Here is a 22,534-nt window from a genome sequence, read left to right on the forward strand (position 1 = left end):
TCAAGTACCCTATAATGCGCCCCACTTTCTGCCTGGCAGGGCAAGCCCTTGAAAATCAACGGCTTGGCCATAAAGCAGGGCAGGAAATGGTCGGCGAAGAGGCTGCCAAACACGCCTCGAAACGCTTGACAGGTTCAACGGCTGCGGTAGAATGCGCGGCCTCGGATGGGGAAGCCCGGCCGAAACGCTCTTTAACAAAGTGGAATCAAGCAATTCGTGTGGGCGCTTGTGGCAAGCCTGGCATCGCAAGACAGTCAGCACGTCCAAGCGACTCGTGAATTCATGAGTTGAGATATGGCGATTGCTGAGCCGAGTTTAGGATCTTAGGATCCAAACGAATTGAAACTGAAGAGTTTGATCATGGCTCAGATTGAACGCTGGCGGCAGGCCTAACACATGCAAGTCGAGCGGCAGCGGGACCTTCGGGTTGCCGGCGAGCGGCGGACGGGTGAGTAATGCCTAGGAATCTGCCTGTTAGTGGGGGATAACGCGGGGAAACCCGCGCTAATACCGCATACGTCCTACGGGAGAAAGTGGGGGACCCTCGGGCCTCACGCTAACAGATGAGCCTAGGTCGGATTAGCTAGTTGGTGGGGTAAAGGCCCACCAAGGCGACGATCCGTAACTGGTCTGAGAGGATGATCAGTCACACTGGAACTGAGACACGGTCCAGACTCCTACGGGAGGCAGCAGTGGGGAATATTGGACAATGGGCGAAAGCCTGATCCAGCCATGCCGCGTGTGTGAAGAAGGTCTTCGGATTGTAAAGCACTTTAAGTTGGGAGGAAGGGCGCTCGGTCAATACCCAAGCGCCTTGACGTTACCGACAGAATAAGCACCGGCTAACTTCGTGCCAGCAGCCGCGGTAATACGAAGGGTGCAAGCGTTAATCGGAATTACTGGGCGTAAAGCGCGCGTAGGTGGTTCGGCAAGTTGGATGTGAAAGCCCCGGGCTCAACCTGGGAACCGCATCCAAAACTACTGGGCTAGAGTACGGTAGAGGGTGGTGGAATTTCCTGTGTAGCGGTGAAATGCGTAGATATAGGAAGGAACACCAGTGGCGAAGGCGACCACCTGGACCGATACTGACACTGAGGTGCGAAAGCGTGGGGAGCAAACAGGATTAGATACCCTGGTAGTCCACGCCGTAAACGATGTCGACTAGCCGTTGGGCTCCTTGAGAGCTTAGTGGCGCAGCTAACGCATTAAGTCGACCGCCTGGGGAGTACGGCCGCAAGGTTAAAACTCAAATGAATTGACGGGGGCCCGCACAAGCGGTGGAGCATGTGGTTTAATTCGAAGCAACGCGAAGAACCTTACCTGGCCTTGACATCCTGCGAACGTTCCAGAGATGGAGCGGTGCCTTCGGGAGCGCAGAGACAGGTGCTGCATGGCTGTCGTCAGCTCGTGTCGTGAGATGTTGGGTTAAGTCCCGTAACGAGCGCAACCCTTGTCCTTAGTTACCAGCACCTCGGGTGGGCACTCTAAGGAGACTGCCGGTGACAAACCGGAGGAAGGTGGGGATGACGTCAAGTCATCATGGCCCTTACGGCCAGGGCTACACACGTGCTACAATGGTCGGTACAAAGGGTTGCCAAGTCGCGAGGCGGAGCCAATCCCAGAAAACCGATCGTAGTCCGGATCGCAGTCTGCAACTCGACTGCGTGAAGTCGGAATCGCTAGTAATCGCGAATCAGAATGTCGCGGTGAATACGTTCCCGGGCCTTGTACACACCGCCCGTCACACCATGGGAGTGGGTTGCTCCAGAAGTAGCTAGTCTAACCCTCGGGAGGACGGTTACCACGGAGTGATTCATGACTGGGGTGAAGTCGTAACAAGGTAGCCGTAGGGGAACCTGCGGCTGGATCACCTCCTTAATCGAAGATCCGGCTTCTCATAAGCACCCACACGAATTGCTTGATTCCCTGGCAAACAGCGATTGGGTTTAGACCCGAGAGTGAGACGATTGGGTCTGTAGCTCAGTTGGTTAGAGCGCACCCCTGATAAGGGTGAGGTCGGCAGTTCGAATCTGCCCAGACCCACCAATTGTCACGGGGTGTGGCCAGTGTCGACCTCGCGCAAGGCAAGAGGGGCCATAGCTCAGCTGGGAGAGCGCCTGCTTTGCACGCAGGAGGTCAGGAGTTCGATCCTCCTTGGCTCCACCATCCACCACCATCGCTGAAAGCTTAGAAATGAGCATTTCCCATCGGGCGAATGCTGATTTCTGGTCTTTGCGCCAGAACCGTTCTTTAACAATTCGGGTATGTGATAGAAGTACGACGCGCCGCTCGTTTCACTGCGGTCGGCGCGGTCAAGGCAAATGTGCGAGTTCAAGCGCAAATGTTCGGCAAATGTCGTCTTCACACCAGCCAGGCACGGCCGCGAGGCCACAGATTGCTTGGGGTTATATGGTCAAGTGAAGAAGCGCATACGGTGGATGCCTTGGCAGTCAGAGGCGATGAAAGACGTGGTAGCCTGCGATAAGCGTCGGGGAGGCGGCAAACGGCCCGTGATCCGGCGATCTCTGAATGGGGAAACCCACCCGGCACAAGCCGGGTATCTTGTCCTGAATCCATAGGGGCAAGAGGCGAACCAGGGGAACTGAAACATCTAAGTACCCTGAGGAACAGAAATCAACCGAGATTCCCTTAGTAGTGGCGAGCGAACGGGGAGCAGCCCTTAAGTTGGCGAGGGATTAGTGGAAGGCTCTGGAAAGGGCCGCCGTAGCGGGTGATAGCCCCGTACACGAAAGTCCCTGGTCAATGAAATCGAGTAGGACGGCGCACGTGAAACGTTGTCTGAACATGGGGGGACCATCCTCCAAGGCTAAATACTCCTGACTGACCGATAGTGAACCAGTACCGTGAGGGAAAGGCGAAAAGAACCCCGGAGAGGGGAGTGAAATAGATCCTGAAACCGTATGCGTACAAGCAGTGGGAGCCCACTTGGTTGGGTGACTGCGTACCTTTTGTATAATGGGTCAGCGACTTATATTCAGTGGCAAGCTTAACCGTATAGGGGAGGCGTAGCGAAAGCGAGTCTTAATAGGGCGCCAAGTCGCTGGGTATAGACCCGAAACCGGGCGATCTATCCATGAGCAGGTTGAAGGTTAGGTAACACTGACTGGAGGACCGAACCGACTCCCGTTGAAAAGGTAGCGGATGACTTGTGGATCGGAGTGAAAGGCTAATCAAGCTCGGAGATAGCTGGTTCTCCTCGAAAGCTATTTAGGTAGCGCCTCGTGTATCACTGCCGGGGGTAGAGCACTGTTTCGGCTAGGGGGTCATCCCGACTTACCAAACCGATGCAAACTCCGAATACCGGCAAGTGCCAGCACGGGAGACACACGGCGGGTGCTAACGTCCGTCGTGAAAAGGGAAACAACCCAGACCGTCAGCTAAGGTCCCAAAGTCCTGGTTAAGTGGGAAACGATGTGGGAAGGCTTAGACAGCTAGGAGGTTGGCTTAGAAGCAGCCACCCTTTAAAGAAAGCGTAATAGCTCACTAGTCGAGTCGGCCTGCGCGGAAGATGTAACGGGGCTCAAACCAGGCACCGAAGCTACGGGTGCAGCGCAAGCTGCGCGGTAGAGGAGCGTTCTGTACGCCTGTGAAGGTGAGTCGAGAGGCTTGCTGGAGGTATCAGAAGTGCGAATGCTGACATGAGTAACGACAATGGGTGTGAAAAACACCCACGCCGAAAGACCAAGGGTTCCTGCGCAACGTTAATCGACGCAGGGTGAGTCGGCCCCTAAGGCGAGGCTGAAAAGCGTAGTCGATGGGAAACGGGTTAATATTCCCGTACTTCTGGTTACTGCGATGGGGGGACGGAGAAGGCTAGGCCAGCTTGGCGTTGGTTGTCCAAGTTTAAGGCGGTAGGCCGATCACTCAGGCAAATCCGGGTGGTCAAGGTCGAGAACCGATGACGAGCCTTCTTATACGAAGGCGAAGTGGTTGATGCCCTGCTTCCAAGAAAAGCCTCTAAGCTTCAGGTAACCAGGAACCGTACCCCAAACCGACACAGGTGGTCGGGTAGAGAATACCAAGGCGCTTGAGAGAACTCGGGTGAAGGAACTAGGCAAAATGGCACCGTAACTTCGGGAGAAGGTGCGCCGGTGAGGGTTAAGGGTTTACCCCGTAAGCCCATGCCGGTCGAAGATACCAGGCCGCTGCGACTGTTTATTAAAAACACAGCACTCTGCAAACACGAAAGTGGACGTATAGGGTGTGACGCCTGCCCGGTGCCGGAAGGTTAATTGATGGGGTTAGCGCAAGCGAAGCTCTTGATCGAAGCCCCGGTAAACGGCGGCCGTAACTATAACGGTCCTAAGGTAGCGAAATTCCTTGTCGGGTAAGTTCCGACCTGCACGAATGGCGTAACGATGGCGGCGCTGTCTCCACCCGAGACTCAGTGAAATTGAAATCGCTGTGAAGATGCAGTGTATCCGCGGCTAGACGGAAAGACCCCGTGAACCTTTACTGTAGCTTTGCACTGGACTTTGAGCCTGCTTGTGTAGGATAGGTGGGAGGCTGTGAAGGGGGGACGCCAGTTCCCCCGGAGCCATCCTTGAAATACCACCCTGGCATGCTTGAGGTTCTAACTCCGGTCCGTTATCCGGATCGAGGACAGTGTATGGTGGGCAGTTTGACTGGGGCGGTCTCCTCCCAAAGCGTAACGGAGGAGTACGAAGGTGCGCTCAGCGTGGTCGGAAATCACGCGCAGAGTATAAAGGCAAAAGCGCGCTTGACTGCGAGACAGACACGTCGAGCAGGTACGAAAGTAGGTCTTAGTGATCCGGTGGTTCTGTATGGAAGGGCCATCGCTCAACGGATAAAAGGTACTCCGGGGATAACAGGCTGATACCGCCCAAGAGTTCATATCGACGGCGGTGTTTGGCACCTCGATGTCGGCTCATCACATCCTGGGGCTGAAGCCGGTCCCAAGGGTATGGCTGTTCGCCATTTAAAGTGGTACGCGAGCTGGGTTTAGAACGTCGTGAGACAGTTCGGTCCCTATCTGCCGTGGACGTTTGAGATTTGAGAGGGGCTGACCTTAGTACGAGAGGACCGGGTTGGACGAACCTCTGGTGTTCCGGTTGTCACGCCAGTGGCACTGCCGGGTAGCTACGTTCGGAAGAGATAACCGCTGAAAGCATCTAAGCGGGAAACTCGCCTCAAGATGAGATCTCACCGGGGCCTTGAGCTCCCTGAAGGGCCGTCGCAGACTACGACGTTGATAGGTGGGGTGTGTAAGCGTTGTGAGGCGTTGAGCTAACCCATACTAATGGCCCGTGAGGCTTGACCATATAACGCCCAAACAATCTGTTGTCCGCCGCAGGGTGGCCTGCAGAGGGCGCAGCCGACAGGCCGAAGATTTGGCTGGACCGCACATTGCCGGAAACAGGTTACTGCTATCACCGACCCGATTGGCTGTCGTGTCCTCGACACGGCGGCAACCGAATTGCTTGACGATCATAGAGCGTTGGAACCACCTGATCCCATCCCGAACTCAGCCGTGAAACGACGCCTCGCCGATGGTAGTGTGGGGTTTCCCCATGTGAGAGTAGGTCATCGTCAAGCCCCTTTTGCGAACCCCCGGACCGTCTCATCGGCCCGGGGGTTTTTGCTCGCCCCGGGCGCACTCCCGCCTCGGCAGGCCGGCCCCGCCAAGGGCGCCTCTCTCCGCAGGCCCGTCGGGTGGCGCCCCAGCCGTTTCCCTCCCGGCGCGCCGCTGTTCCGTTCAGTGCTCTTCCCTCGTGGCATCTATGCTTGTATGTCGGCAAGACCTGTCGGGATCACCACGCGCGAGGTTTCTCCAATGCCAAAGAGGCGAGCCCCTGTTACTGCAGTGGCTGCCATTATTTTGGGGGCGCTGCTGTCGAACGGCTGCAAGCGGGAGTCGCCAGCACCGCACCAGGTGCTTGAGGTGGGCGTTGTCACGCTTGAGCCGCAACCCTATGTACTGACCCATGAGTTACCAGGCCGTACGGCTGCCTACCGGGTTGCGGAGGTGCGTCCTCAAGTCGACGGCATCATCCAGAAGCGCTTGTTTATCGAAGGCACCGAAGTGAGAGGTGGGCAGCAGCTTTATCAAATCGATGCCTCGGTATACGAGGCTGCCTTGAAAGAGGCAGAGGCTAGTTTGGCCTCCACCAGATCGCTTGCAGAACGCTATGCCGTACTGATCGAGAGTCGCGCTGTGAGCCAACAGGCTTATGAGGAGGCTCGAGCCGCCTATCTGCAGGCCAAAGCTGGTTTAGACAAGGCTCGTATAGATCTTCGCTATACCAGAGTATTAGCGCCTATCTCTGGTCGTATCGGGCGCTCTGCCATAACCGAAGGTGCACTGGTTAGCAATGGCCAAGCTCAGGTAATGGCAACCATTCATCAACTCGACCCTATCTACGTGGATGTCATTCAGCCGGCGCGTGAATTGCTGGCGTTACGCCGTGATCTAGCCAGCGGTCGCCTGGAAAGAACGGGAGAGAATACGGCCAAGGTAAGGCTGATGTTGGAAGATGGCAGCGAATATATCCATGAGGGACGGCTGGAGTTTTCCGAAGTTGCCGTCGACGAGAGTACCGGTTCGGTAACCTTGCGGGCTGTGTTTCCGAATCCCGACCGGGAACTGCTGCCGGGGATGTTCGTGCATGCTCGCCTATTCCGTGGGATGAAGAGCCAGGCAATTCTTGCGCCACAGCAGGGCGTGACACGCAATACCAAAGGTGAAGCCATCGCCATGGTGGTCAATAAAGAGAACAAAGTCGAGCTACGGACGCTCAAGGCAGAGCGTGCCGTCGGTAATCGCTGGCTGGTGAACGAAGGACTTCTACCGGGCGACCGGCTGATCACTGAAGGGCTACAGTTCATTCAGCCGGGAGTCGAGGTAAAGGCAGTGCCAGCCGGCAATGTCAGGCAGAACTCTGAGACGTCCACGCAACCTTCAGGCTAGAAGGCTTGCGCTAAGGGATAGCACGATGTCCGGATTTTTTATCGATCGCCCTATCTTTGCCTGGGTGATTGCCTTGGTGATCATGTTAGCTGGTGGGCTATCCATTCTTGGGTTGCCAATCAATCAATATCCAAGTATCGCTCCGCCGGCGGTAAGCATTTCCGTGACCTATCCGGGCGCTTCGGCACAGACCGTTCAGGATACGGTAGTGCAAGTGATCGAGCAGCAGCTCAACGGTATCGACAACCTGCGCTACATCACTTCGGACAGCAATTCGGATGGCAACATGACCATCACTGCCACCTTCGAACCCGGTACCGATGCGGACATTGCCCAGGTTCAGGTTCAGAACAAATTGCAACTGGCCACCCCGCTGTTGCCACAGGAGGTTCAGCAGCAGGGTATCCGAGTGACTAAGTCGGTGCGAAATTTTCTCTTGATCGTTGGCTTCGTTTCCGAAGATGGCAGTATGGACCGCAACGATCTGGCTAACTATATCGTTTCCAATATTCAGGATCCCCTTTCCCGGGCCAAGGGCGTGGGTGATTTCCAGGTCTTCGGCTCGCAATATGCCATGCGCATCTGGCTGGACCCGGTCCGCCTGAACAACTTCCAGTTGACTCCGGTGGATGTGCGCAACGCAATCGAGAGCCAGAATGTCCAGGTTTCCTCCGGCCAGTTCGGTGGTCTTCCGGCCGTACCTGGCCAGCAACTCAGTGCCACGATCATCGGCAAGACCCGCCTGCAGACGGCCGAGCAGTTTCGCAACATCTTGCTTAAAGTCAATGGCGACGGCTCGCAGGTGCGCCTGGGCGATGTCGCCGAGGTGGGGCTGGGTGGTGAGAATTACAGCATCACTTCGACCTACAATGGGCAACCCGCCGCAGGAATAGCGATTAGGCTCGCGACCGGTGCCAACGCACTGGAAACGGCCCAGGCGGTGCGGGATACCCTCGCCGAACTGGAGCCTTTTTTCCCCCCGGGGGTGAAAGTCGTCTACCCCTATGACACTACACCGGTGATTTCGGCCTCCATCGAGGAGGTGGTGAAAACCCTCGGCGAGGCGATCGTCCTGGTCTTTCTGGTGATGTACCTGTTTCTGCAGAACGTCCGGGCCACGCTGATTCCGACCCTGGCGGTCCCGGTGGTGCTGCTCGGCACTTTCGGTGTGCTCGCCGCATTCGGTTTCACCATCAATACCTTGACTATGTTCGCCATGGTGCTGGCCATTGGTCTGCTGGTCGACGACGCCATCGTAGTAGTCGAGAACGTCGAGCGGGTCATGGTCGAGGATGGCTTGCCACCGCGGGAGGCCACACGTAAGTCGATGGGACAGATCCAGGGTGCCTTGGTCGGCATTGCCTTGGTGCTGTCCGCAGTGTTCGTACCCATGGCCTTTTTCGGTGGCTCGACCGGGGTAATCTATCGACAGTTCTCCATCACCATCGTCGCTGCCATGGCGCTATCGGTACTGGTCGCGCTGATCTTTACCCCGGCGCTCTGTGCGACTCTGCTCAAGCCCGTGAGCAGAGGCGAGCATCACCGGAGGCGTGGTTTCTTCGGCTGGTTCAACCGCAGCTTCGAGCGCAGTGTCCGAGGTTACGAGCGTGGTGTCAGGCAGGTGCTCGGCCGCAAACTACCTTATCTGTTGCTCTACTTTGCAATAGTTGTGCTCATGGTTTGGTTGTTCAGCCGTATACCGACCGCTTTCCTGCCCGACGAGGATCAAGGCGTGCTCTACGCGCAAGTGCAGACCCCCTCGGGGTCCAGCGCTGAGCGAACCCAACTGGTGGTGGACGAAATGCGCAATTACCTGTTAACGGAGGAGGGCCATCTGGTCAACTCGGTTTTCACCGTCACCGGCTTCAATTTTGCAGGCCGGGGGCAGAGTTCCGGCTTGGCATTCATCTCATTGAAACCTTGGGCCGAGCGGGCCAGTGAAGAAGATAATGTGTTTGCCCTCGCCCAGCGTGCTCAGCAGCGCTTTGCCGGGTTCCGCGACGCCTTGGCCTTCGCTTATGCCCCACCGGCGGTGATGGAGTTGGGCAACGCCAGTGGCTTCGATGTCTTTTTGCAGGACCGCGCCGGCGTCGGCCACGAAGCGTTGAGCGCAGCCCGCGACCAGTTTCTCGCCCGTGCTGCAAAGAGTCCCGTGCTCAGCCGAGTACGTGCCAATGGTCTGCGCGACGAGCCGCAGTATCGCCTGTTGATCGATGATGAACTGGCCCGTGCCTATGGTGTCCCCCTGGCGGACATCAACAGCAGTATCTCCATCGCCTGGGGGGCTAGTTACGTCAACGATTTCATCGATCGGGGACGGGTGAAGAAGGTCTATCTGCAGGGCGAGCCGAAGGCACGCATGACTCCCGAAGATCTCGGCAAGTGGTTCGTGCGCAATGCGGTTGGCACCATGGTGCCCTTCAGTGCCTTCGCCAGTGGCGAGTGGACCTACGGTCCGCCGAAACTGGCCCGTTACAATGGCGTCTCGGCGATGGAGATTCTCGGCGAGCCGGCACCCGGTTACAGCTCCGGGGAGGCTATGGCCGAGGTGGAGCGGATCGCCGAGGAATTGCCGCCGGGTATCGGTTACGCTTGGACCGGCCTGTCTTACGAAGAGCGTCTTTCCGGATCCCAGGCGCCGGTGCTCTACGCACTCTCGCTATTGGTGGTCTTCCTTTGCCTGGCGGCCCTCTACGAAAGCTGGTCGATTCCTTTCTCGGTGATGCTGGTCGTGCCGCTAGGAGTCGTAGGCGCGCTTTGCTTCACCAGCCTGCGCGGACTCTCCAATGATGTTTACTTCCAGGTGGGCCTGCTCACCACTGTCGGCTTGTCGGCGAAGAATGCGATCCTCATCGTCGAGTTCGCCAAGGACCTGCACGAGCAGGGCATGGCGCTCCCGGAGGCAGCAGTGGAGGCCTGCCGCATGCGCCTGCGGCCGATCATCATGACTTCTCTGGCATTCATCCTCGGTGTCGTGCCGCTGGCCATCTCCAGCGGTGCCGGTGCCGGCAGCCAGCATGCCATCGGTACGGGGGTGATCGGCGGCATGCTCACCGCCACGGTGCTGGCGATCTTCTGGGTGCCGCTATTCTACGTATTGGTGTCATCCCTGTTCGGGGATCGTCGCCCCGAGGCTGCCGACCGTGGTGAGATGCTATGAGCCCTGCGTGGTTTCGGCTATCGACGAAAGACATCCATCGCCAGCGGCCGGGGCAGCAGCCTCAAGGATGATATGGTTGTCGGGCTTGCATTACTTTAGGAGCAGACATGATTTCGAGATACGTCCCCCTCAGCCTCCTCTTTGCAATGCTGTTGACCGGTTGCAGTTCCGCCGGCAAGTCCGAACCTGTTCCTGCGGTCTCCAGCCAGGGATGCAGCGACAGCGCGGTGCAGGATCTGGTCGGCCAGACCGCCAGCCCCGCCCTGCTCGAAGAGGCCCGGCGTCGTGCTGGAGCACTGCGGGCGCGGGTGACCGGTCCTCAGGACAGCGTAACGCTGGACTACGATTCCAAGCGTCTGAATCTGGACGTCGACGAGCACCTGGTGATCAGACAGGTCCATTGCGGCTAGACGAATTCCGTTCGCTCAATACCGCCCCGGCCTATTTTGGCCGAGGCGGAAGGCTTGATGTAAAACAGACATTCCCGACAAAAATTCCAACGATTGTAAGAAAATCCTCAATATATTGTTGCGAATAAAGTAACGATACTTTTTGGAATGCCTAGTTTTTTGTCCTTCCAACGACTTCTAGAATCTCCGGGCTTTTCATAAATCCGGTTGTCGCTGCGCGTGGCAGCACGAGTTCCTACTTCATTCCGATCCGCCTGGATAAGGATGGAGTCACGGCGTAGGCCGGATGCGGAAATCCAACCACTCAACTTGCAGGTTGAACCTATGAAATCGGTGGTCGTTCCGTTATGGATGGCGCTTGCCTTCGTTCCGTGCATGCTGAGTGGCTGTGGATCGCCGCCGCAGATAGCCCACAGGGCCTATTCGGATGCCGAAATCAAGGAGTTCGCCCAGGGCATGCTGGGGCGAAGCGCTCTGTCTCCGGACAAATACGAGAAATACAAGAAAGCTCTGGCCACTCCGTGAAGAGCCGATCCAATAGAATAAATATTCAAGTTCGAGCCATTATCGTGCGAAACTCTCGCCGCCGCATTGTGTGCGGATGTCGCATGCAATGCTCGCGTGCCTTTTCTGCGAGACTCGTTTTGCCCGTCGCCTGACGGGAGATTTGCGTCCGGCCAGGCAGGTCCGGACTTTCCAGGAGTTCTGCATAATCGTACTTGCTAACAAATAGAGGATGTTTCAATGCGAAAATATCTGTCATTGCCCGCAGTCGCCGTTCTCCTTCTGGGTTCGGCGGGGGTGGCACAGGCTGTCGAGGTAGGTGCTGCGGTCGGCGTCACCAGTCAGAGTGATATGACCTATCGCCTCAGCTTGGGCCTGCCCTGGGAAAAGCAATGGTGGAAGAGTGACCTGGGTTATGTGACGGGTTACTGGGATGCCGGTTATACCTACTGGGAGGGCGGCTCCGGCAACGATAACTACGCGGGTGCGCATTCGCTGTCGTTTAGCCCGGTGTTCACCTACGAGTTCAGCGGCTTCAGCAGCGTCACCCCGTTCCTCGAACTCGGCGTCGGCGTTGCCTTCTTCTCCAAGACCCGCGTGGGCGAGCAGCAGTTGGGTTCCTCCTTCAACTTCGAGGATCGCATCGGCGCCGGTATCAAGTTCGCGGGTGGCCAAAAAGTCGGCATCCGAGCGGTTCACTACTCCAACGCCGGCATCAAACAGCCCAACGACGGCATCGAGTCCTTCTCGGCTTATTACAGCCACGCCTTCTGATTCGGTGTTGCGCTCGAGCTCTACGCCCTCTGCGCCAGAGTTCGAGCTGGGCGGCCAGTCTCTGGCCGTCCAGATTCCTTTTCCCCCTGACCATCGTGGAAATCCGGCGGCCCGACGACGAGAGCCGGCTCAGAGTGCGTTCAGCGGGATCCTCAGGTAGCGAATGCCGTTGTCCTCGGCCGGTGGGAGTTCTCCGGCGCGCATATTGACCTGCACGGCAGGAAGGATCAGGGCTGGCATGGCGAGAGTCGCATCCTTCGCGTTGCGTACCGCCACGAAGACTTCCTCGTCGATGTTCTGATGCACATGAATGTTGTGCCGGCGCTCCTCGCTTATGCTGGTTTCGTGGAGAAACTCGGTACGTCCCGGCGCTTTGTAATCGTGGCAGACGAACACCCGGGTTTCGTCCGGCAGCCGGTAGAGCCGCTGGATCGAGCGATACAGGGTACGTGCGTCTCCGCCGGGAAAATCACAGCGGGCAGTACCATAGTCGGGCATGAACAGGGTATCGCCGACGAAAGCGGCATCGCCGATCAGGTAGGTGATGCAGGCCGGGGTATGTCCGGGGGTGTGGAGGACATGAACCTGGAGGTCGCCGAGCCGGAACCTTTCGTCGTCGTGGAACAGGTGGTCGAACTGGCTGCCGTCGCGGGCGAACTCCTCGCCGGCGTTGAACAGCTTGCCGAAGGTTTTCTGGATCTGGGTGACGTGTTCGCCGATACCGAGTTTGCCACCGAGCTGCCGCTTAAGGTATGCGGCGGCGCTCAGGTGGTCGGCATGAACATGGGTTTCCAGAATCCAGCGCACTTCCAGCTCCTGAGTACGGACATGGGCAATCAGGCGGTCGGCGGAACCGTGGTCGATGTGCCCGGAGGCGGGCTCATAGTCCAGTACGGCATCGATCAGGGCACATTGCCGGCTGATCGGGTCGCTCACCACATAGCTGTATGTGCAGGTGGCGGGATCGAAGAAGGCTTCTACACGGGTGTTCATGGGCTGTCCTTCGGCAAGAGAAATCCATATTAAGGGGGGCACGATGCGAAAGCCTGGCGGAGGGCGCGTCCGATGTCGGCCGCGCTTTCCACACTTGCTGATGCCCATCCAGTGTAGGTCGAGCGCATATTGAAGAAAGCTGCTTGCCGGCGAAGATAGGTCGACGAGCATGCGTGGGGTACGCGGGCTTCCTGTTCGATGGTCAAAAATTGCGTCGACCCTCCAAGACGCTGAACAGTCCCATGCCGCCGAGCATGGCGAGCACGAAGATCAGGCCCTGCCAGTAACCGCCGGATAGCAGGGTCAAGGCCGGACCCGGACAGACGCCGGCGATGCCCCAGCCGATGCCGAACGTCAGGCTGCCACCGATCAGCCGGTGGTCCAGCCCGCGTTTCTGCGGCAGTTGCATGGGCGCGTTCAACAATGAGCGCTGTTGGCGCTTGGCCCAGCCGAAAGGCAGCAGAGCGACGCCGATGGCGCTAGCCATCACCAATGCCAGCGAAGGGTCCCAGGAGCCGGCCAGATCGAGAAAACCCAGTACCTTGGCCGGATTGCTCATGCCGGCCAGCAACAGGCCGATGCCGAAGAGCAGTCCGGCGAGCAGTGCGGTCAGTCTGCGCATATTCAACCTCCCCATAGGTGACGCAGGACGAAGACAGTAGCGAATCCGCCGCTCATGAAGACCAGGGTCGCGGCCATGGAGCGTGGCGACAGGCGAGAAATCCCGCAGACACCATGCCCGCTGGTACAGCCGGAACCGTAGCGGCTACCGAAGCCGACCAGCGCTCCTGCGATCGCCAGGCCGAACCAGCCGGTTCGGAATTCGGCCTTCGGCAGGGCGCCGAACAGGCTCCAAAGCAGTGGTGCCGCCAGCAGGCCGAGAAGAAACAGCGCTTTTTCGTCGCGGCCATCCGAGTCACGCTGCAGCAGGCTGCCGAGCAGGCCGCTGATCCCGGCGATTCGTCCGTTCAGCACCACGAACAGGGTGGTGGCAAGGCCGATCAGCGCACCGCCGGCCAGTGCCGTCCAAGGGGTGAAGTGCGCCCAGTCGATGTGCATCGCATCGCTCCTTCGCAAGATCGCTTGGTCAAACAATATATTTATTTGTAAAATGTTTTCAAGCATGAGGATGAGGCCTTTGGAAGCCGGCAGTCCTTCGTTCCATCTTCATTGATGTTTTTCCGTCAGCATATATGGAAGTAGCCATGCGTTTTCCCGCCGCTCTGACCCTGCTGTTCGCCAGTGGGGTTTCGCTTGCTGGCCTACAGGGATTCGAGGCCGAGGCGCGTGCCCTGATACCGCCCTTCGCCCAAGCGCTGCAGGATACCCTCGGGCAGGCGTTGGCCGAAGGCGGACCGCAGAGCGCGATGCGAGCCTGCCAGAGCCAGGCACCGGCCATCGCCGGGAAGCACAGCCGAAAGCCCTGGACGGCCGAGCGAACCGCTCTCAAGGTGCGCAATCCGGCTAACCGTCCGGATGCCTGGGAGCGTCGGGGTCTAAAGCGCTTTTCCGCAGCCGCCGCTGCAGGGTAGCCCGCCGCCGGCCTGAGCCATGCTGAAGTGGTCGACGGCGAGTATCGCTACATGCAGGCCATTTCCATCGGGGAATTTTTCCTGGCCTGTCATGGTGAGAACATCGACAGGGCCCTGCTCGATATCCTGGACGAGCGTTATCCGCAGGACCGGGCGCGAAGCTTCGCCCTTGGCGAGCTTCACGGTGCCTTCACCTTGCGTCGCCTCCTCGAAGGAGTTGAGCCCTGAGTAATAGGCCTCTGTCGCCTGCCGCCCGTTTTCCTCACCCCGTTTCGTTCAGGGTGGCCAGCAGGGCCGCGGTTTCGGCGTCCGGCTCGCCATCGAAGCGGGCCGGCCGGTATTTCATCTGGAATGCGGCAATGACCCGCCGCGTCGCGGCATCGAGCACGCCATGCCGTTCCAGGGCATAGCCGTGTCGGGCCAACTGTTCCTGGAACCAGGCGACATCCGGCAGGCGAATGGCGTAGCGCGTCTGCAGCTCGGCTACCCGGCGCGCATCCGGCCAGACGATGAGTCCGGCCTCGGCCAGGCGCTTCCACGGAAACAGAGGTCCCGGATCGACCTTGCGCAGCGGGGCGATATCGCTGTGGCCGACTATCGCCTCCGGTCCCAGTGCGTGACGCTTGACGATGTCCTTGAGGAGAACGATCAGCGCATCGATCTGCTTCGCCGGGTAGGGATACCAAAGACGCCCGTTGGGCGTGTCCAGATAGCCGGGATTGACCAGCTCGATGCCAATGCTGCTGGCGTTCAGCCAGGTTCTGCCGTGCCACTGGCTGTTTCCGGCATGCCAGGCGCGGCGGTTCTCCTCCACTAGACGGTAGATGGTCGCGGGCTCGGCATCGATCAGATAGTGGCTGCTGACCTCGCCTTGGGTGAGCTGGCGCAGCGAACCTGGCAGACCCTCCGAGGTATAATGCAGAACAATGTACTGGACGCGGCTGTCCTGGCCGCGCGAGCTGTAGCGGGTATCGATCCGTGGGCCGGCGGCGCAGCCGGCCAGCAGGGCAAGGATCAAAAGAAGGGCAAGCGACTTCATGGAGTTCGGGCGTTTCCGGCAAGGATCGAAGGTTCGGTGAGCTCTGGTATATGGGCCCTGTGCACCGGTGAATTATTGCAAAAACATGGCGATTCGCTGCCTTCGCCTGTGCGTCGGTCGCCAGGCCGATCCGCTCAGGACCGGGGCAGTGGCAGGGTGCCGTGCCCGCGGTGTTCGGGCAGGCGGATCTCCACTGCTACCGGCAGGTGATCGGAGATTGGTTGGGGCAGCACCTGTACCCGTTCCAGCGTCAGGCTGGGGCTGAGCAGGATGTGGTCGATGCAGCGCTGGGGGCGCCAACTGGGAAAGGTCGCCTCGATCTGCGGGGCGAGCAGGCCGAGATCGCGCAGGGGCGAGTATTCCAGCAGTTCGCGGGCATGGGTGTTCATGTCGCCCATCAGTACCAGGTGGCGATAGTCGCCGACCAGTTCGCGGATGTAGGCGAGCTGGCGGGTACGCGTCCGGGCGCCAAGGGCAAGATGCATCATGATCACCGCCAAGGCACCGGCTCCTTCGCCGAGCCGCAGGAGTATCGCGCCGCGTCCCGATGGGCCGGGCAATGGGTGATCCTCCAGCCCGGAAGGCCGTAGGCGGCTGAGCAGGCCGTTGCTGTGCTGGGCCAGCGGGCCGAGGTTGCGGTTGAGCTGCTGGTACCAGTAGGGGAAGTTGCCGAGCTGGGCGAGGTGTTCCACCTGGTTGACATAGTCGGAGCGCAGGCTGCCGCCGTCGACCTCCTGCAGGGCTACCAGGTCGAAGTCGGCGAGCAGAGCGCCGATCCGCTGCAGATTCACGGCGCGCCCGGCATGTGGCAGCAGGTGTTGCCAACTGCGGGTCAGATAGTGCCGGTAATTCTCGGTGCGGATACCGACCTGAATGTTGAAACTCAGCAAGCGCAGCCGACCGTCGCCAGTCAACTCGCTTGCATCGTGGCACTGCGGGTTGGTCCGCGGTTGCCGCACCGCGGCCTGGCGTTCAACCGTACGTCGACGCAGCATGGCTCCTCCCGCCCGTCATCACTGGCCGCTGCGTTCCTGTTCGATCAGGTAGTCGGCCACTTGCAGGGTGTTCTCCGGGCCGCCAGCGCTGCCCAGATCGAAGCGATACTTGCCGTTGACGACCATGACCGGAACGCCGGAGATCTGGTAGGCGATCGCCAGTTTCTTCGCCTTTTCCATCTGGCTCTTCACGTTGAAGGAGCCGTAGGTCTTGAGGAAGGCATCCTTGTCGATACCGTGACCGGCGAGGAACTCGGCCATTTCCTCGGGTGTCGCCAGCTTTTTGCCGTCCTTGTGGATGGCATCGAAGATCGCGGTGTGGACCTTGGTTTCGACGCCCATCGCCTCCAGCGTGAGAAACAACTGACCATGGATGTTCCACAGGCCGCCGAAGAGGGCCGGGACTCGCCGGAAGCTCACGTCTTCCGGCAGATTGCCGGCCCAGGCGTTGATGCTCGGCTCGAACTGATAGCAATGCGGACAGCCATACCAGAACAGCTCCACAACCTCGATCTTGCCCGGCTGTGCCACCGGCACATGGGTCGGCAGCTCGACATACTGCTTACCGACCTTGATGTCGGCAGGCGAGAGCGATTCCGCCTGAGTACCCAGGGCGAACAGGCTGGTGCCGGCGAGAATAGCGCCGAGGATCAGTTTACGCATGCGTGACGACTCCTTGCATTGCTGGAGGGGCTTTCGGTACGGGACGGTCTCCGGCCCGTAGGGGCGAAGCGGCTGGACCTATTGTAAGGGGAGGACCAATGAAAAAGGGCGGCTATCGGCCGCCCTTTTCGCAACGCCGACGAGCCGGACTCAGTGCAGGCCCTGGATGTAGCTGGAGATCGCAGCGATATCCTTGTTGCTCAACTTGGCGGCGATGGAGCGCATGATCATGTTGTCGCCATCGTTAGTGCGCGCGCCTTCGCGGAAGTCGGTGAGCTGCTTGGCGACGTACTGGGCATGCTGGCCGCTCAGGCGCGGATAGGCGGCCGGGGCGTTGCCCTCGCCTTTCGGCGAATGGCAACCGGTACAGGCCGGCATGCCTTCGGCCAGCTTGCCGCCGCGGTAGAGCGTCTCACCGGCTTTCACCAACTGCGGATCGGCTGCGCCGATGGTCGGTTTCTGCGAGGTGAAGTAGGCGGCGAGGTCGGCCAGATCCTGGTCGCTGAAGTTGTCGAGCATGCCGGTCATTTCCAGAACCTTGCGACCGCTGCCTTCGGGAGCGCCCGGCTTGGTGCCGGCCTTGATATCCTGCATCTGCTTGAGCAGATAGCGCTCGCCCTGGCCGGCCAGTTTCGGGAAGTTGGGGGCCGCGCTGTTGCCGTCCGGGCCGTGGCAGGCGCCGCAGACGGCCGCCTTGTTTTGCCCGGCGGCGGCGTCTCCCGCGGCGTGGGCAAGGCCGGTGATCCCCAGGGTTAACAGCAGAGTCACGAGTGCTTTGTTCATCAGCTAATCCAAATCACGGCTCAAGAAAAGTGTTGTTGTCGACCAATGTGCCTGGCTGTGGAGGAGTTCCCGGCGGCTTCGGCGTGGCTGTCCATGCATCCATGCGCGCCTGCGGGCCAGAGTCGACTAGGCAGTTGGCAGCCAAGGGCAGCATCACGGCACTGCGGTGGGCAACAGGCATCTGGAGCGGGCCTTCCGCAGGGAACAAACACCGTGCGGTCAACGTACGGTCAGTCTTAAACCGTTCCCGTGAACACTTACCCAGGGGCAGGGGCAAAGCGCACACAAAATCCGCAGCATTATATACTCATGACCCCGAAACAGAAATGACATGGCGCCGCAGTCTGTGCGTGCCAACCCCAGCGGAACTTCCTCGATGTCCTTCAAGAATCCGATTCTCGGCCTGTGCCAGCAGGCCGCCTTCATGCTCAGCGCCGCCCGGGTCGACCAGTGCCCTGTCGACGACGGTCTCGAGGTCGCCTTCGCCGGGCGCTCCAATGCCGGCAAGTCCAGTGCGCTGAATACCCTGACCCACGCCAACCTCGCGCGCACCTCGAAGACGCCGGGTCGTACCCAGTTGCTGAATTTTTTCCGTCTCGACGACCGGTGTCGCCTGGTCGACTTGCCCGGCTACGGCTATGCCAAGGTGCCGATCCCCCTCAAGCAGCACTGGCAGCACCATTTGGAGGCCTATCTAGGCAGCCGTCGCAGCCTGGCCGGCGTGGTGCTACTGATGGATATCCGCCACCCGCTGACCGACTTTGACCGGATGATGCTCGACTGGGCCGACGCCAGTGGCATGCCCATGCACATCCTGCTGACCAAGGCTGACAAGCTGGCCTTCGGCGCGGCGAAGAACGCCCTGCTCAAGGTCCGGCGGGAAATCCACAAGGGCTGGGGCGAGGGCATGAGCATCCAACTGTTCTCGGCGCCCAAGCGCCAGGGGGTCGAGGAGGCCCACGACGTGCTGGCACGCTGGCTGGGACTGGCCGGGGACGATGGGAGCGAGGCAGATGCCGGGGTTTGAGCCCCGGCGAAGATTCACCGGTGCCAGGCGTGGCCCTGCTGTTCGAGTAGGCTGTGGGCCTGCTCCGGTCCCCATGAGCCGGCGGGATAGGGGCGCGGCCGCTGATAATAGGCATGCCAGCCGCCGATGATCGGGTCGACCCAGCGCCAGGCGGCCTCCACTTCGTCGCGGCGCATGAACAGAGTGGAGTCGCCCTCGATCACGTCCAGCAGCAGGCGTTCGTAGGCGTCCCAGCGGCGCTTCTGGCGAAAGGCATGGGCCAGATTGAGATCCAGCTCGACCGGCGCCAGGTGCATGCCCTTGCCGGGACTCTTGGCCATCAGTTGCAGGCTGATCGACTCCTCCGGCTGCAGACTGATGAGCAGGCCGTTGGCTTGGCCGTCCTGGAACAGCCGGTGTGGCACCGGCTTGAATTGGATAACGATCTCCGAACTCTTTTTCGCCATGCGTTTGCCGGTGCGCAGGTAGAAGGGCACGCCGGCCCAGCGCCAGTTGTCGATTTCGGCATGCACCGCGACGAAGGTTTCCGTATCGCTGTCGCTGTCGACGTTTTTTTCGAAATAGTAAGCCGGTACTTCCTGTCCGCCGATCTTCCCGGCGGCATACTGGCCGCGCACGGTGCGATCCTTCACATCGAAGCCGGCGATGGGTTTCAGCGCCTCGAGGATCTTCACCTTCTCGTTGCGTACCGCCTCGGCGTCGAAACGCACCGGAGCCTCCATGGCAACCAGGCAAAGCAGTTGCAGCAGGTGGTTCTGCAGCATGTCGCGCATCGCTCCGGCCTTGTCGTAATAGCCGCCGCGGTTCTCCACACCGAGGGTTTCACAGACACTGATCTGCACGTGGTCGATGTGCCCGGAGCGCCAGACCGGTTCGAACAGGGCGTTGGCAAAGCGCAGTGCCATCAGGTTCTGCACCGTTTCCTTGCCCAGGTAGTGGTCGATGCGGAAGATTTGGGACTCTTGGAATACCCGGCCGATCGCCTGGTTGATCGCCAGCGCCGACTCCAGCGAGTGGCCGATGGGCTTTTCCAGCACGATGCGCGTATTGCTGCCGGCCAGGCCGGCATTGGCCAGGTGCGCGGCGATATCCTCGAACAGGCCAGGGGCCGTGGCGAGGTAGTAGACGCGGCCGCGTTGGCAGGCGTTGCCCAGGTGTCGGGCCAGGCGACCATAATCGGCGCTCTGGCTGGCATCCATGGCGAAATAATCGATCCGCTCGGCGAAAGCCTGCCAGGTGCTGGCGTCGAGGTTCGCCCGCGGCACATTGGCCCGGCAATGCCGTTCGGCCAGGGTCCGATAGGCATCGGCATCCAGCGGCTTGCGGGCCAGCGCGAGGATACGCATGTCGGCCGGCAGGCGCCGGTCGCGATGCAGGTGGTAGAGCGCCGGCAGCAGTTTGTGCAGCGCCAGATCGCCGGTACCGCCGAAAACCAGCATGTCGCAGGGACGGATCACAACAGCCTCCAACACGTTTGGCTATGGGCTGAACGCTTTCCATGTAGTATAACTACAGGTGAACTACAGCCCGACTTCAGATCATAACCGAGTTCAGCCCCCGTGAATCTCTTGCAGCATATTGCCCAATCCCGCGCCCTGCTGCGCAAGTCGGAACTCAAGGTGGCCGATCATGTGTTGCTCGATCCGGCCTCGGCGATGCACAGTTCAATGGCCAGTCTGGCCCAGGAGGTCGGGGTCAGCGAGCCGACCATCGTACGCTTTTGTCGGGCGATCGGCTGTACCGGTTTCCAGGACTTGAAGCTGAAGCTGGCGCAGAGCCTGGCCGCCGGCGCCAGTTTCGGCCAGTTCGCCATCCATAAGAATGATTCGGTCGTCGACTTCAGCCTGAAGATTTTCGACACCACCCTGCATACCCTGATGGAGGTGCGCGAGCGGCTCGATCCCGAGGCCTTGCAGCACGCCATCGATGCCATCGCCAAAGCTCCGCGCATCGAGTTCTACGGCTTCGGCGCCTCCGGCGCGGTAGCCATCGATGCCCAGCACAAGTTCTTCCGCCTGCTGCTCACCGCCGCCGCCTATTCCGACCCGCACATGCAGGCCATGTCGGCGGTGACCCTCAAGCCCGGCGACGTGGCGATCTGCATTTCCCAGTCGGGGCGCTCCAAGGATCTCCTGATCACCGCCAACCTGGTCCGCGAGACCGGGGCCACCCTCGTCACCCTATGTCCCGGACAGACGCCGCTGGCCGAGCTGGCCGACATCAGCGTGGCGATCGACGTCCATGAGGACACCGAGGTCTACACCCCCCTGACCTCGCGCATCGCCCATCTGGTGGTGATCGACGTGCTGGCCATGGGCGTGGCCATGGCCCGCGGGCCGGATCTGGTCAATCACCTGAAGAGCGTCAAGCGCAGCCTGCGCAGTCTGCGCCTGTCGCCCAAGGCGGTACGCGCCGCCGAGGAGTGAGCGGCGCGGCGACCGCGGGTCACGACATTGTCATCCGCCTGCCGTGAAGGCGTCACCGGCCACCAGCGATCCTGAGGTCCCCGACCCCTGCCTGGGAGCCCCTCATGCTTCGTCACTCGGAAAACGCGTATTACCTCAGCCCCCTGGACTCGAAGGCTCGTCGCAAGCGGCTGGAAGAGCGACGGATGCACTTTCGCCGGGCCATCGAGCGCTACGACGAGCAGCGTCAACTGCAGTATGAGCTGGACGATTTCCCTGATCTGCACGCGGTTAGCTTGCCGCCGGTTTCTCCGTCAATCTCCCAGAAAAACGCTCGGCCAGTGCGCTGATTTTTGCGCGCTCGGCGCGGATGAAGGTCTCGAACGCCCGTGCCACCGGGCTCAGCCGCTTACCTTCGGTATGCACCAGGCACCAACTGTGGTACAGCGGTAATTCTTCCACCGGCAGCTCGCAAAGCTGGCCGGTGGCCAATTCCAGGCTCGCCGCGTGGCGCGGCAGCAGAGCCAGACCGAGGCCAGCGATCACCGCCTGCAACTGCGCCTCGGTCGAACCGATCTCCAGCGTTTCGGCGAAATGCGCACGTTTCTGATGGCAGTACTCCTCGCCGGCGCGGCGGGTGCCGGAGCCGGGTTCGCGCAGCAAGAGCGGAAAATCCGTCAGGTCCTGCAAGCGCAAGTTCGGCCGCGCGCACAGAGGGTGCCAGGGCGGCGCCACGGCGACGATCGGATTGTTGAGGAAGGGATAAAAGTTCAACGCCAGTTCACTCGGTACCTGCGACATGATCAGCAGGTCGTCGCGACTTATCGACAGGCGGCGCACCGCCTGGGCGTGATTGACCACTACCAGTTGCAGGCTGACCTCCGGATATTGCGCGCGGAAGGCGGCGAACAGGTGCGGCACCAGATACTTGGCGCTGGACTCTACCGCTAGATTGAGCTGGCCCTGCAGCGAGCCCTGCAGATCCGACAACTGCATGTCGAAGCTTTCCAGGCGGCCGAAGATGTCCTCGCTGGCCTTCAGCAACGCCTCGGCGGCCGGTGTCAGGTAGAGCTTTTTGGCCACGTACTCGAACAGCGGCTGGCCGACCAGTTCCTCCAGTTGGCGGATCTGCAGGCTGACGGCCGGCTGGGTCAGTGCCATTTCCTCGGCGGCGCGGCTGTAGGAGCGGCTCTCGCATACCGCGCGAAATACCCGCAACTGGCGCAGGGTCAGGCGCATCAGGGATTTACGCATGGCGGCCTCGGCAAATCGGAAGGGCGAGACATGGTTTTCCGGCAGG

The 22,534-nt window shown here is 60.2% G+C and carries 16 protein-coding genes, 2 tRNA genes, 3 rRNA genes and 1 pseudogene; 13 read left to right on the plus strand and 9 right to left on the minus strand.

Annotated features, from left to right (window positions below; translation table 11 throughout):
- The first annotated feature begins 342 nt into the window (after positions 1 to 342).
- The 10 genes from ACGI6K_RS00005 to ACGI6K_RS00050 all read left to right on the plus strand — a co-directional run bounded on the left by ACGI6K_RS00005 (position 343) and on the right by ACGI6K_RS00050 (position 11,797).
- Positions 343 to 1,878, plus strand: a 16S ribosomal RNA gene (locus ACGI6K_RS00005).
- Between the two features lie 91 nt (positions 1,879 to 1,969).
- Positions 1,970 to 2,046, plus strand: a tRNA-Ile gene (locus ACGI6K_RS00010).
- 44 nt (positions 2,047 to 2,090) lie between these two features.
- Positions 2,091 to 2,166 (plus strand) — tRNA-Ala (locus ACGI6K_RS00015).
- Positions 2,167 to 2,411: 245 nt separating this feature from the next.
- A 23S ribosomal RNA gene (locus ACGI6K_RS00020) occupies positions 2,412 to 5,303 on the plus strand.
- Between the two features lie 158 nt (positions 5,304 to 5,461).
- A 5S ribosomal RNA gene (gene rrf / locus ACGI6K_RS00025) occupies positions 5,462 to 5,577 on the plus strand.
- The 16S, 23S and 5S rRNA genes sit together here with 2 tRNA genes alongside, the layout of an rRNA operon.
- Before the next feature lie 238 nt (positions 5,578 to 5,815).
- A complete protein-coding gene (locus ACGI6K_RS00030; RefSeq protein WP_376947980.1) occupies positions 5,816 to 6,949 on the plus strand; it encodes an efflux RND transporter periplasmic adaptor subunit in 1,134 nt (377 codons plus the stop codon).
- Positions 6,950 to 6,974: 25 nt separating this feature from the next.
- Positions 6,975 to 10,109: an efflux RND transporter permease subunit gene (locus ACGI6K_RS00035; protein WP_376947977.1), complete on the plus strand. Its 3,135-nt coding sequence runs from the start codon at positions 6,975 to 6,977 to the stop codon at positions 10,107 to 10,109.
- 107 nt (positions 10,110 to 10,216) lie between these two features.
- The gene (locus tag ACGI6K_RS00040) at positions 10,217 to 10,519 is read left to right on the plus strand and encodes an I78 family peptidase inhibitor (RefSeq protein ID WP_376947975.1); all 303 of its coding nucleotides are present in this window, start codon (positions 10,217 to 10,219) and stop codon (positions 10,517 to 10,519) included.
- Positions 10,520 to 10,843: 324 nt separating this feature from the next.
- The gene (locus ACGI6K_RS00045) at positions 10,844 to 11,044 is read left to right on the plus strand and encodes a hypothetical protein (protein WP_041806852.1); all 201 of its coding nucleotides are present in this window, start codon (positions 10,844 to 10,846) and stop codon (positions 11,042 to 11,044) included.
- A gap of 219 nt (positions 11,045 to 11,263) precedes the next feature.
- Positions 11,264 to 11,797 carry an acyloxyacyl hydrolase gene (locus ACGI6K_RS00050; RefSeq protein ID WP_376947973.1) on the plus strand — a complete coding sequence of 178 codons (534 nt, stop codon included), beginning with the start codon at positions 11,264 to 11,266 and terminating at the stop codon, positions 11,795 to 11,797.
- Between the two features lie 129 nt (positions 11,798 to 11,926).
- On the opposite strand, the gene ACGI6K_RS00055 is transcribed toward ACGI6K_RS00050, so the two are convergent.
- From ACGI6K_RS00055 to ACGI6K_RS00065, 3 genes are all read right to left on the minus strand, one after another.
- Positions 11,927 to 12,790, minus strand: a complete 864-nt coding sequence (locus ACGI6K_RS00055; protein WP_376947972.1) for an MBL fold metallo-hydrolase — start codon at positions 12,788 to 12,790, stop codon at positions 11,927 to 11,929.
- A 202-nt stretch (positions 12,791 to 12,992) separates the two neighbouring features.
- Positions 12,993 to 13,412, minus strand: coding sequence for a DUF6691 family protein (locus ACGI6K_RS00060; RefSeq protein WP_376947971.1), 420 nt, complete (start codon positions 13,410 to 13,412; stop codon positions 12,993 to 12,995).
- A gap of 2 nt (positions 13,413 to 13,414) precedes the next feature.
- Positions 13,415 to 13,849 (minus strand): YeeE/YedE family protein, encoded by a 435-nt coding sequence (locus tag ACGI6K_RS00065; protein ID WP_376947970.1) that lies wholly within the window; start codon positions 13,847 to 13,849, stop codon positions 13,415 to 13,417.
- 308 nt (positions 13,850 to 14,157) lie between these two features.
- On the opposite strand from ACGI6K_RS00065, the pseudogene ACGI6K_RS00070 reads away from it, so the two are divergent.
- Positions 14,158 to 14,550, plus strand: a pseudogene (locus ACGI6K_RS00070) (Tll0287-like domain-containing protein).
- Between the two features lie 34 nt (positions 14,551 to 14,584).
- Here ACGI6K_RS00070 and ACGI6K_RS00075 read toward each other — a convergent pair.
- The 4 genes from ACGI6K_RS00075 to ACGI6K_RS00090 form a co-directional block, all read right to left on the minus strand.
- Positions 14,585 to 15,361 carry an N-acetylmuramoyl-L-alanine amidase gene (locus tag ACGI6K_RS00075; RefSeq protein WP_376947969.1) on the minus strand — a complete coding sequence of 259 codons (777 nt, stop codon included), beginning with the start codon at positions 15,359 to 15,361 and terminating at the stop codon, positions 14,585 to 14,587.
- Between the two features lie 134 nt (positions 15,362 to 15,495).
- Entirely contained in the window at positions 15,496 to 16,356 is an 861-nt protein-coding gene (locus tag ACGI6K_RS00080; RefSeq protein ID WP_376947968.1) for an endonuclease/exonuclease/phosphatase family protein, read from the minus strand.
- 18 nt (positions 16,357 to 16,374) lie between these two features.
- Entirely contained in the window at positions 16,375 to 17,019 is a 645-nt protein-coding gene (locus ACGI6K_RS00085; RefSeq protein ID WP_376947967.1) for a thiol:disulfide interchange protein DsbA/DsbL, read from the minus strand.
- 150 nt (positions 17,020 to 17,169) lie between these two features.
- Complete coding sequence (locus ACGI6K_RS00090; RefSeq protein ID WP_376947966.1) at positions 17,170 to 17,802, minus strand: c-type cytochrome; 633 nt, start codon at positions 17,800 to 17,802, stop codon at positions 17,170 to 17,172.
- A gap of 376 nt (positions 17,803 to 18,178) precedes the next feature.
- On the opposite strand from ACGI6K_RS00090, the gene yihA reads away from it, so the two are divergent.
- Entirely contained in the window at positions 18,179 to 18,829 is a 651-nt protein-coding gene (yihA, locus tag ACGI6K_RS00095; protein WP_376947964.1) for a ribosome biogenesis GTP-binding protein YihA/YsxC, read from the plus strand.
- Positions 18,830 to 18,843: 14 nt separating this feature from the next.
- Here yihA and zwf read toward each other — a convergent pair whose 3' ends face one another.
- Positions 18,844 to 20,268: a glucose-6-phosphate dehydrogenase gene (gene zwf / locus ACGI6K_RS00100; RefSeq protein WP_376947978.1), complete on the minus strand. Its 1,425-nt coding sequence runs from the start codon at positions 20,266 to 20,268 to the stop codon at positions 18,844 to 18,846.
- Positions 20,269 to 20,388: 120 nt separating this feature from the next.
- Between zwf and hexR the strand changes: the two genes are divergently transcribed.
- Complete coding sequence (gene hexR / locus ACGI6K_RS00105; RefSeq protein ID WP_376947962.1) at positions 20,389 to 21,255, plus strand: transcriptional regulator HexR; 867 nt, start codon at positions 20,389 to 20,391, stop codon at positions 21,253 to 21,255.
- A gap of 270 nt (positions 21,256 to 21,525) precedes the next feature.
- On the opposite strand, the gene ACGI6K_RS00110 is transcribed toward hexR, so the two are convergent.
- On the minus strand, positions 21,526 to 22,488 hold the full coding sequence (locus ACGI6K_RS00110) for a LysR family transcriptional regulator (RefSeq protein WP_376947960.1): 963 nt from the start codon (positions 22,486 to 22,488) through the stop codon (positions 21,526 to 21,528).
- Between the last annotated feature and the right edge of the window lie 46 nt (positions 22,489 to 22,534).

It is taken from the genome of Azorhizophilus paspali (genome assembly GCF_043587585.2).
In the GTDB taxonomy this organism is placed as follows: Bacteria; Pseudomonadota; Gammaproteobacteria; order Pseudomonadales; family Pseudomonadaceae; genus Azotobacter; species Azotobacter paspali.

Coding starts and splice junctions, on each gene's coding strand:
- ACGI6K_RS00030 (WP_376947980.1), top strand. CDS start 5,816: ATGCCAAAGAGGCGAGCCCCTGTTACTGCAGTGGCTGCCATTATTTTG.
- ACGI6K_RS00035 (WP_376947977.1), top strand. CDS start 6,975: ATGTCCGGATTTTTTATCGATCGCCCTATCTTTGCCTGGGTGATTGCC.
- ACGI6K_RS00040 (WP_376947975.1), top strand. CDS start 10,217: ATGATTTCGAGATACGTCCCCCTCAGCCTCCTCTTTGCAATGCTGTTG.
- ACGI6K_RS00045 (WP_041806852.1), top strand. CDS start 10,844: ATGAAATCGGTGGTCGTTCCGTTATGGATGGCGCTTGCCTTCGTTCCG.
- ACGI6K_RS00050 (WP_376947973.1), top strand. CDS start 11,264: ATGCGAAAATATCTGTCATTGCCCGCAGTCGCCGTTCTCCTTCTGGGT.
- ACGI6K_RS00055 (WP_376947972.1), bottom strand. CDS start 12,790: ATGAACACCCGTGTAGAAGCCTTCTTCGATCCCGCCACCTGCACATAC.
- ACGI6K_RS00060 (WP_376947971.1), bottom strand. CDS start 13,412: ATGCGCAGACTGACCGCACTGCTCGCCGGACTGCTCTTCGGCATCGGC.
- ACGI6K_RS00065 (WP_376947970.1), bottom strand. CDS start 13,849: ATGCACATCGACTGGGCGCACTTCACCCCTTGGACGGCACTGGCCGGC.
- ACGI6K_RS00075 (WP_376947969.1), bottom strand. CDS start 15,361: ATGAAGTCGCTTGCCCTTCTTTTGATCCTTGCCCTGCTGGCCGGCTGC.
- ACGI6K_RS00080 (WP_376947968.1), bottom strand. CDS start 16,356: ATGCTGCGTCGACGTACGGTTGAACGCCAGGCCGCGGTGCGGCAACCG.
- ACGI6K_RS00085 (WP_376947967.1), bottom strand. CDS start 17,019: ATGCGTAAACTGATCCTCGGCGCTATTCTCGCCGGCACCAGCCTGTTC.
- ACGI6K_RS00090 (WP_376947966.1), bottom strand. CDS start 17,802: ATGAACAAAGCACTCGTGACTCTGCTGTTAACCCTGGGGATCACCGGC.
- yihA (WP_376947964.1), top strand. CDS start 18,179: ATGTCCTTCAAGAATCCGATTCTCGGCCTGTGCCAGCAGGCCGCCTTC.
- zwf (WP_376947978.1), bottom strand. CDS start 20,268: ATGCTGGTTTTCGGCGGTACCGGCGATCTGGCGCTGCACAAACTGCTG.
- ACGI6K_RS00110 (WP_376947960.1), bottom strand. CDS start 22,488: ATGCGTAAATCCCTGATGCGCCTGACCCTGCGCCAGTTGCGGGTATTT.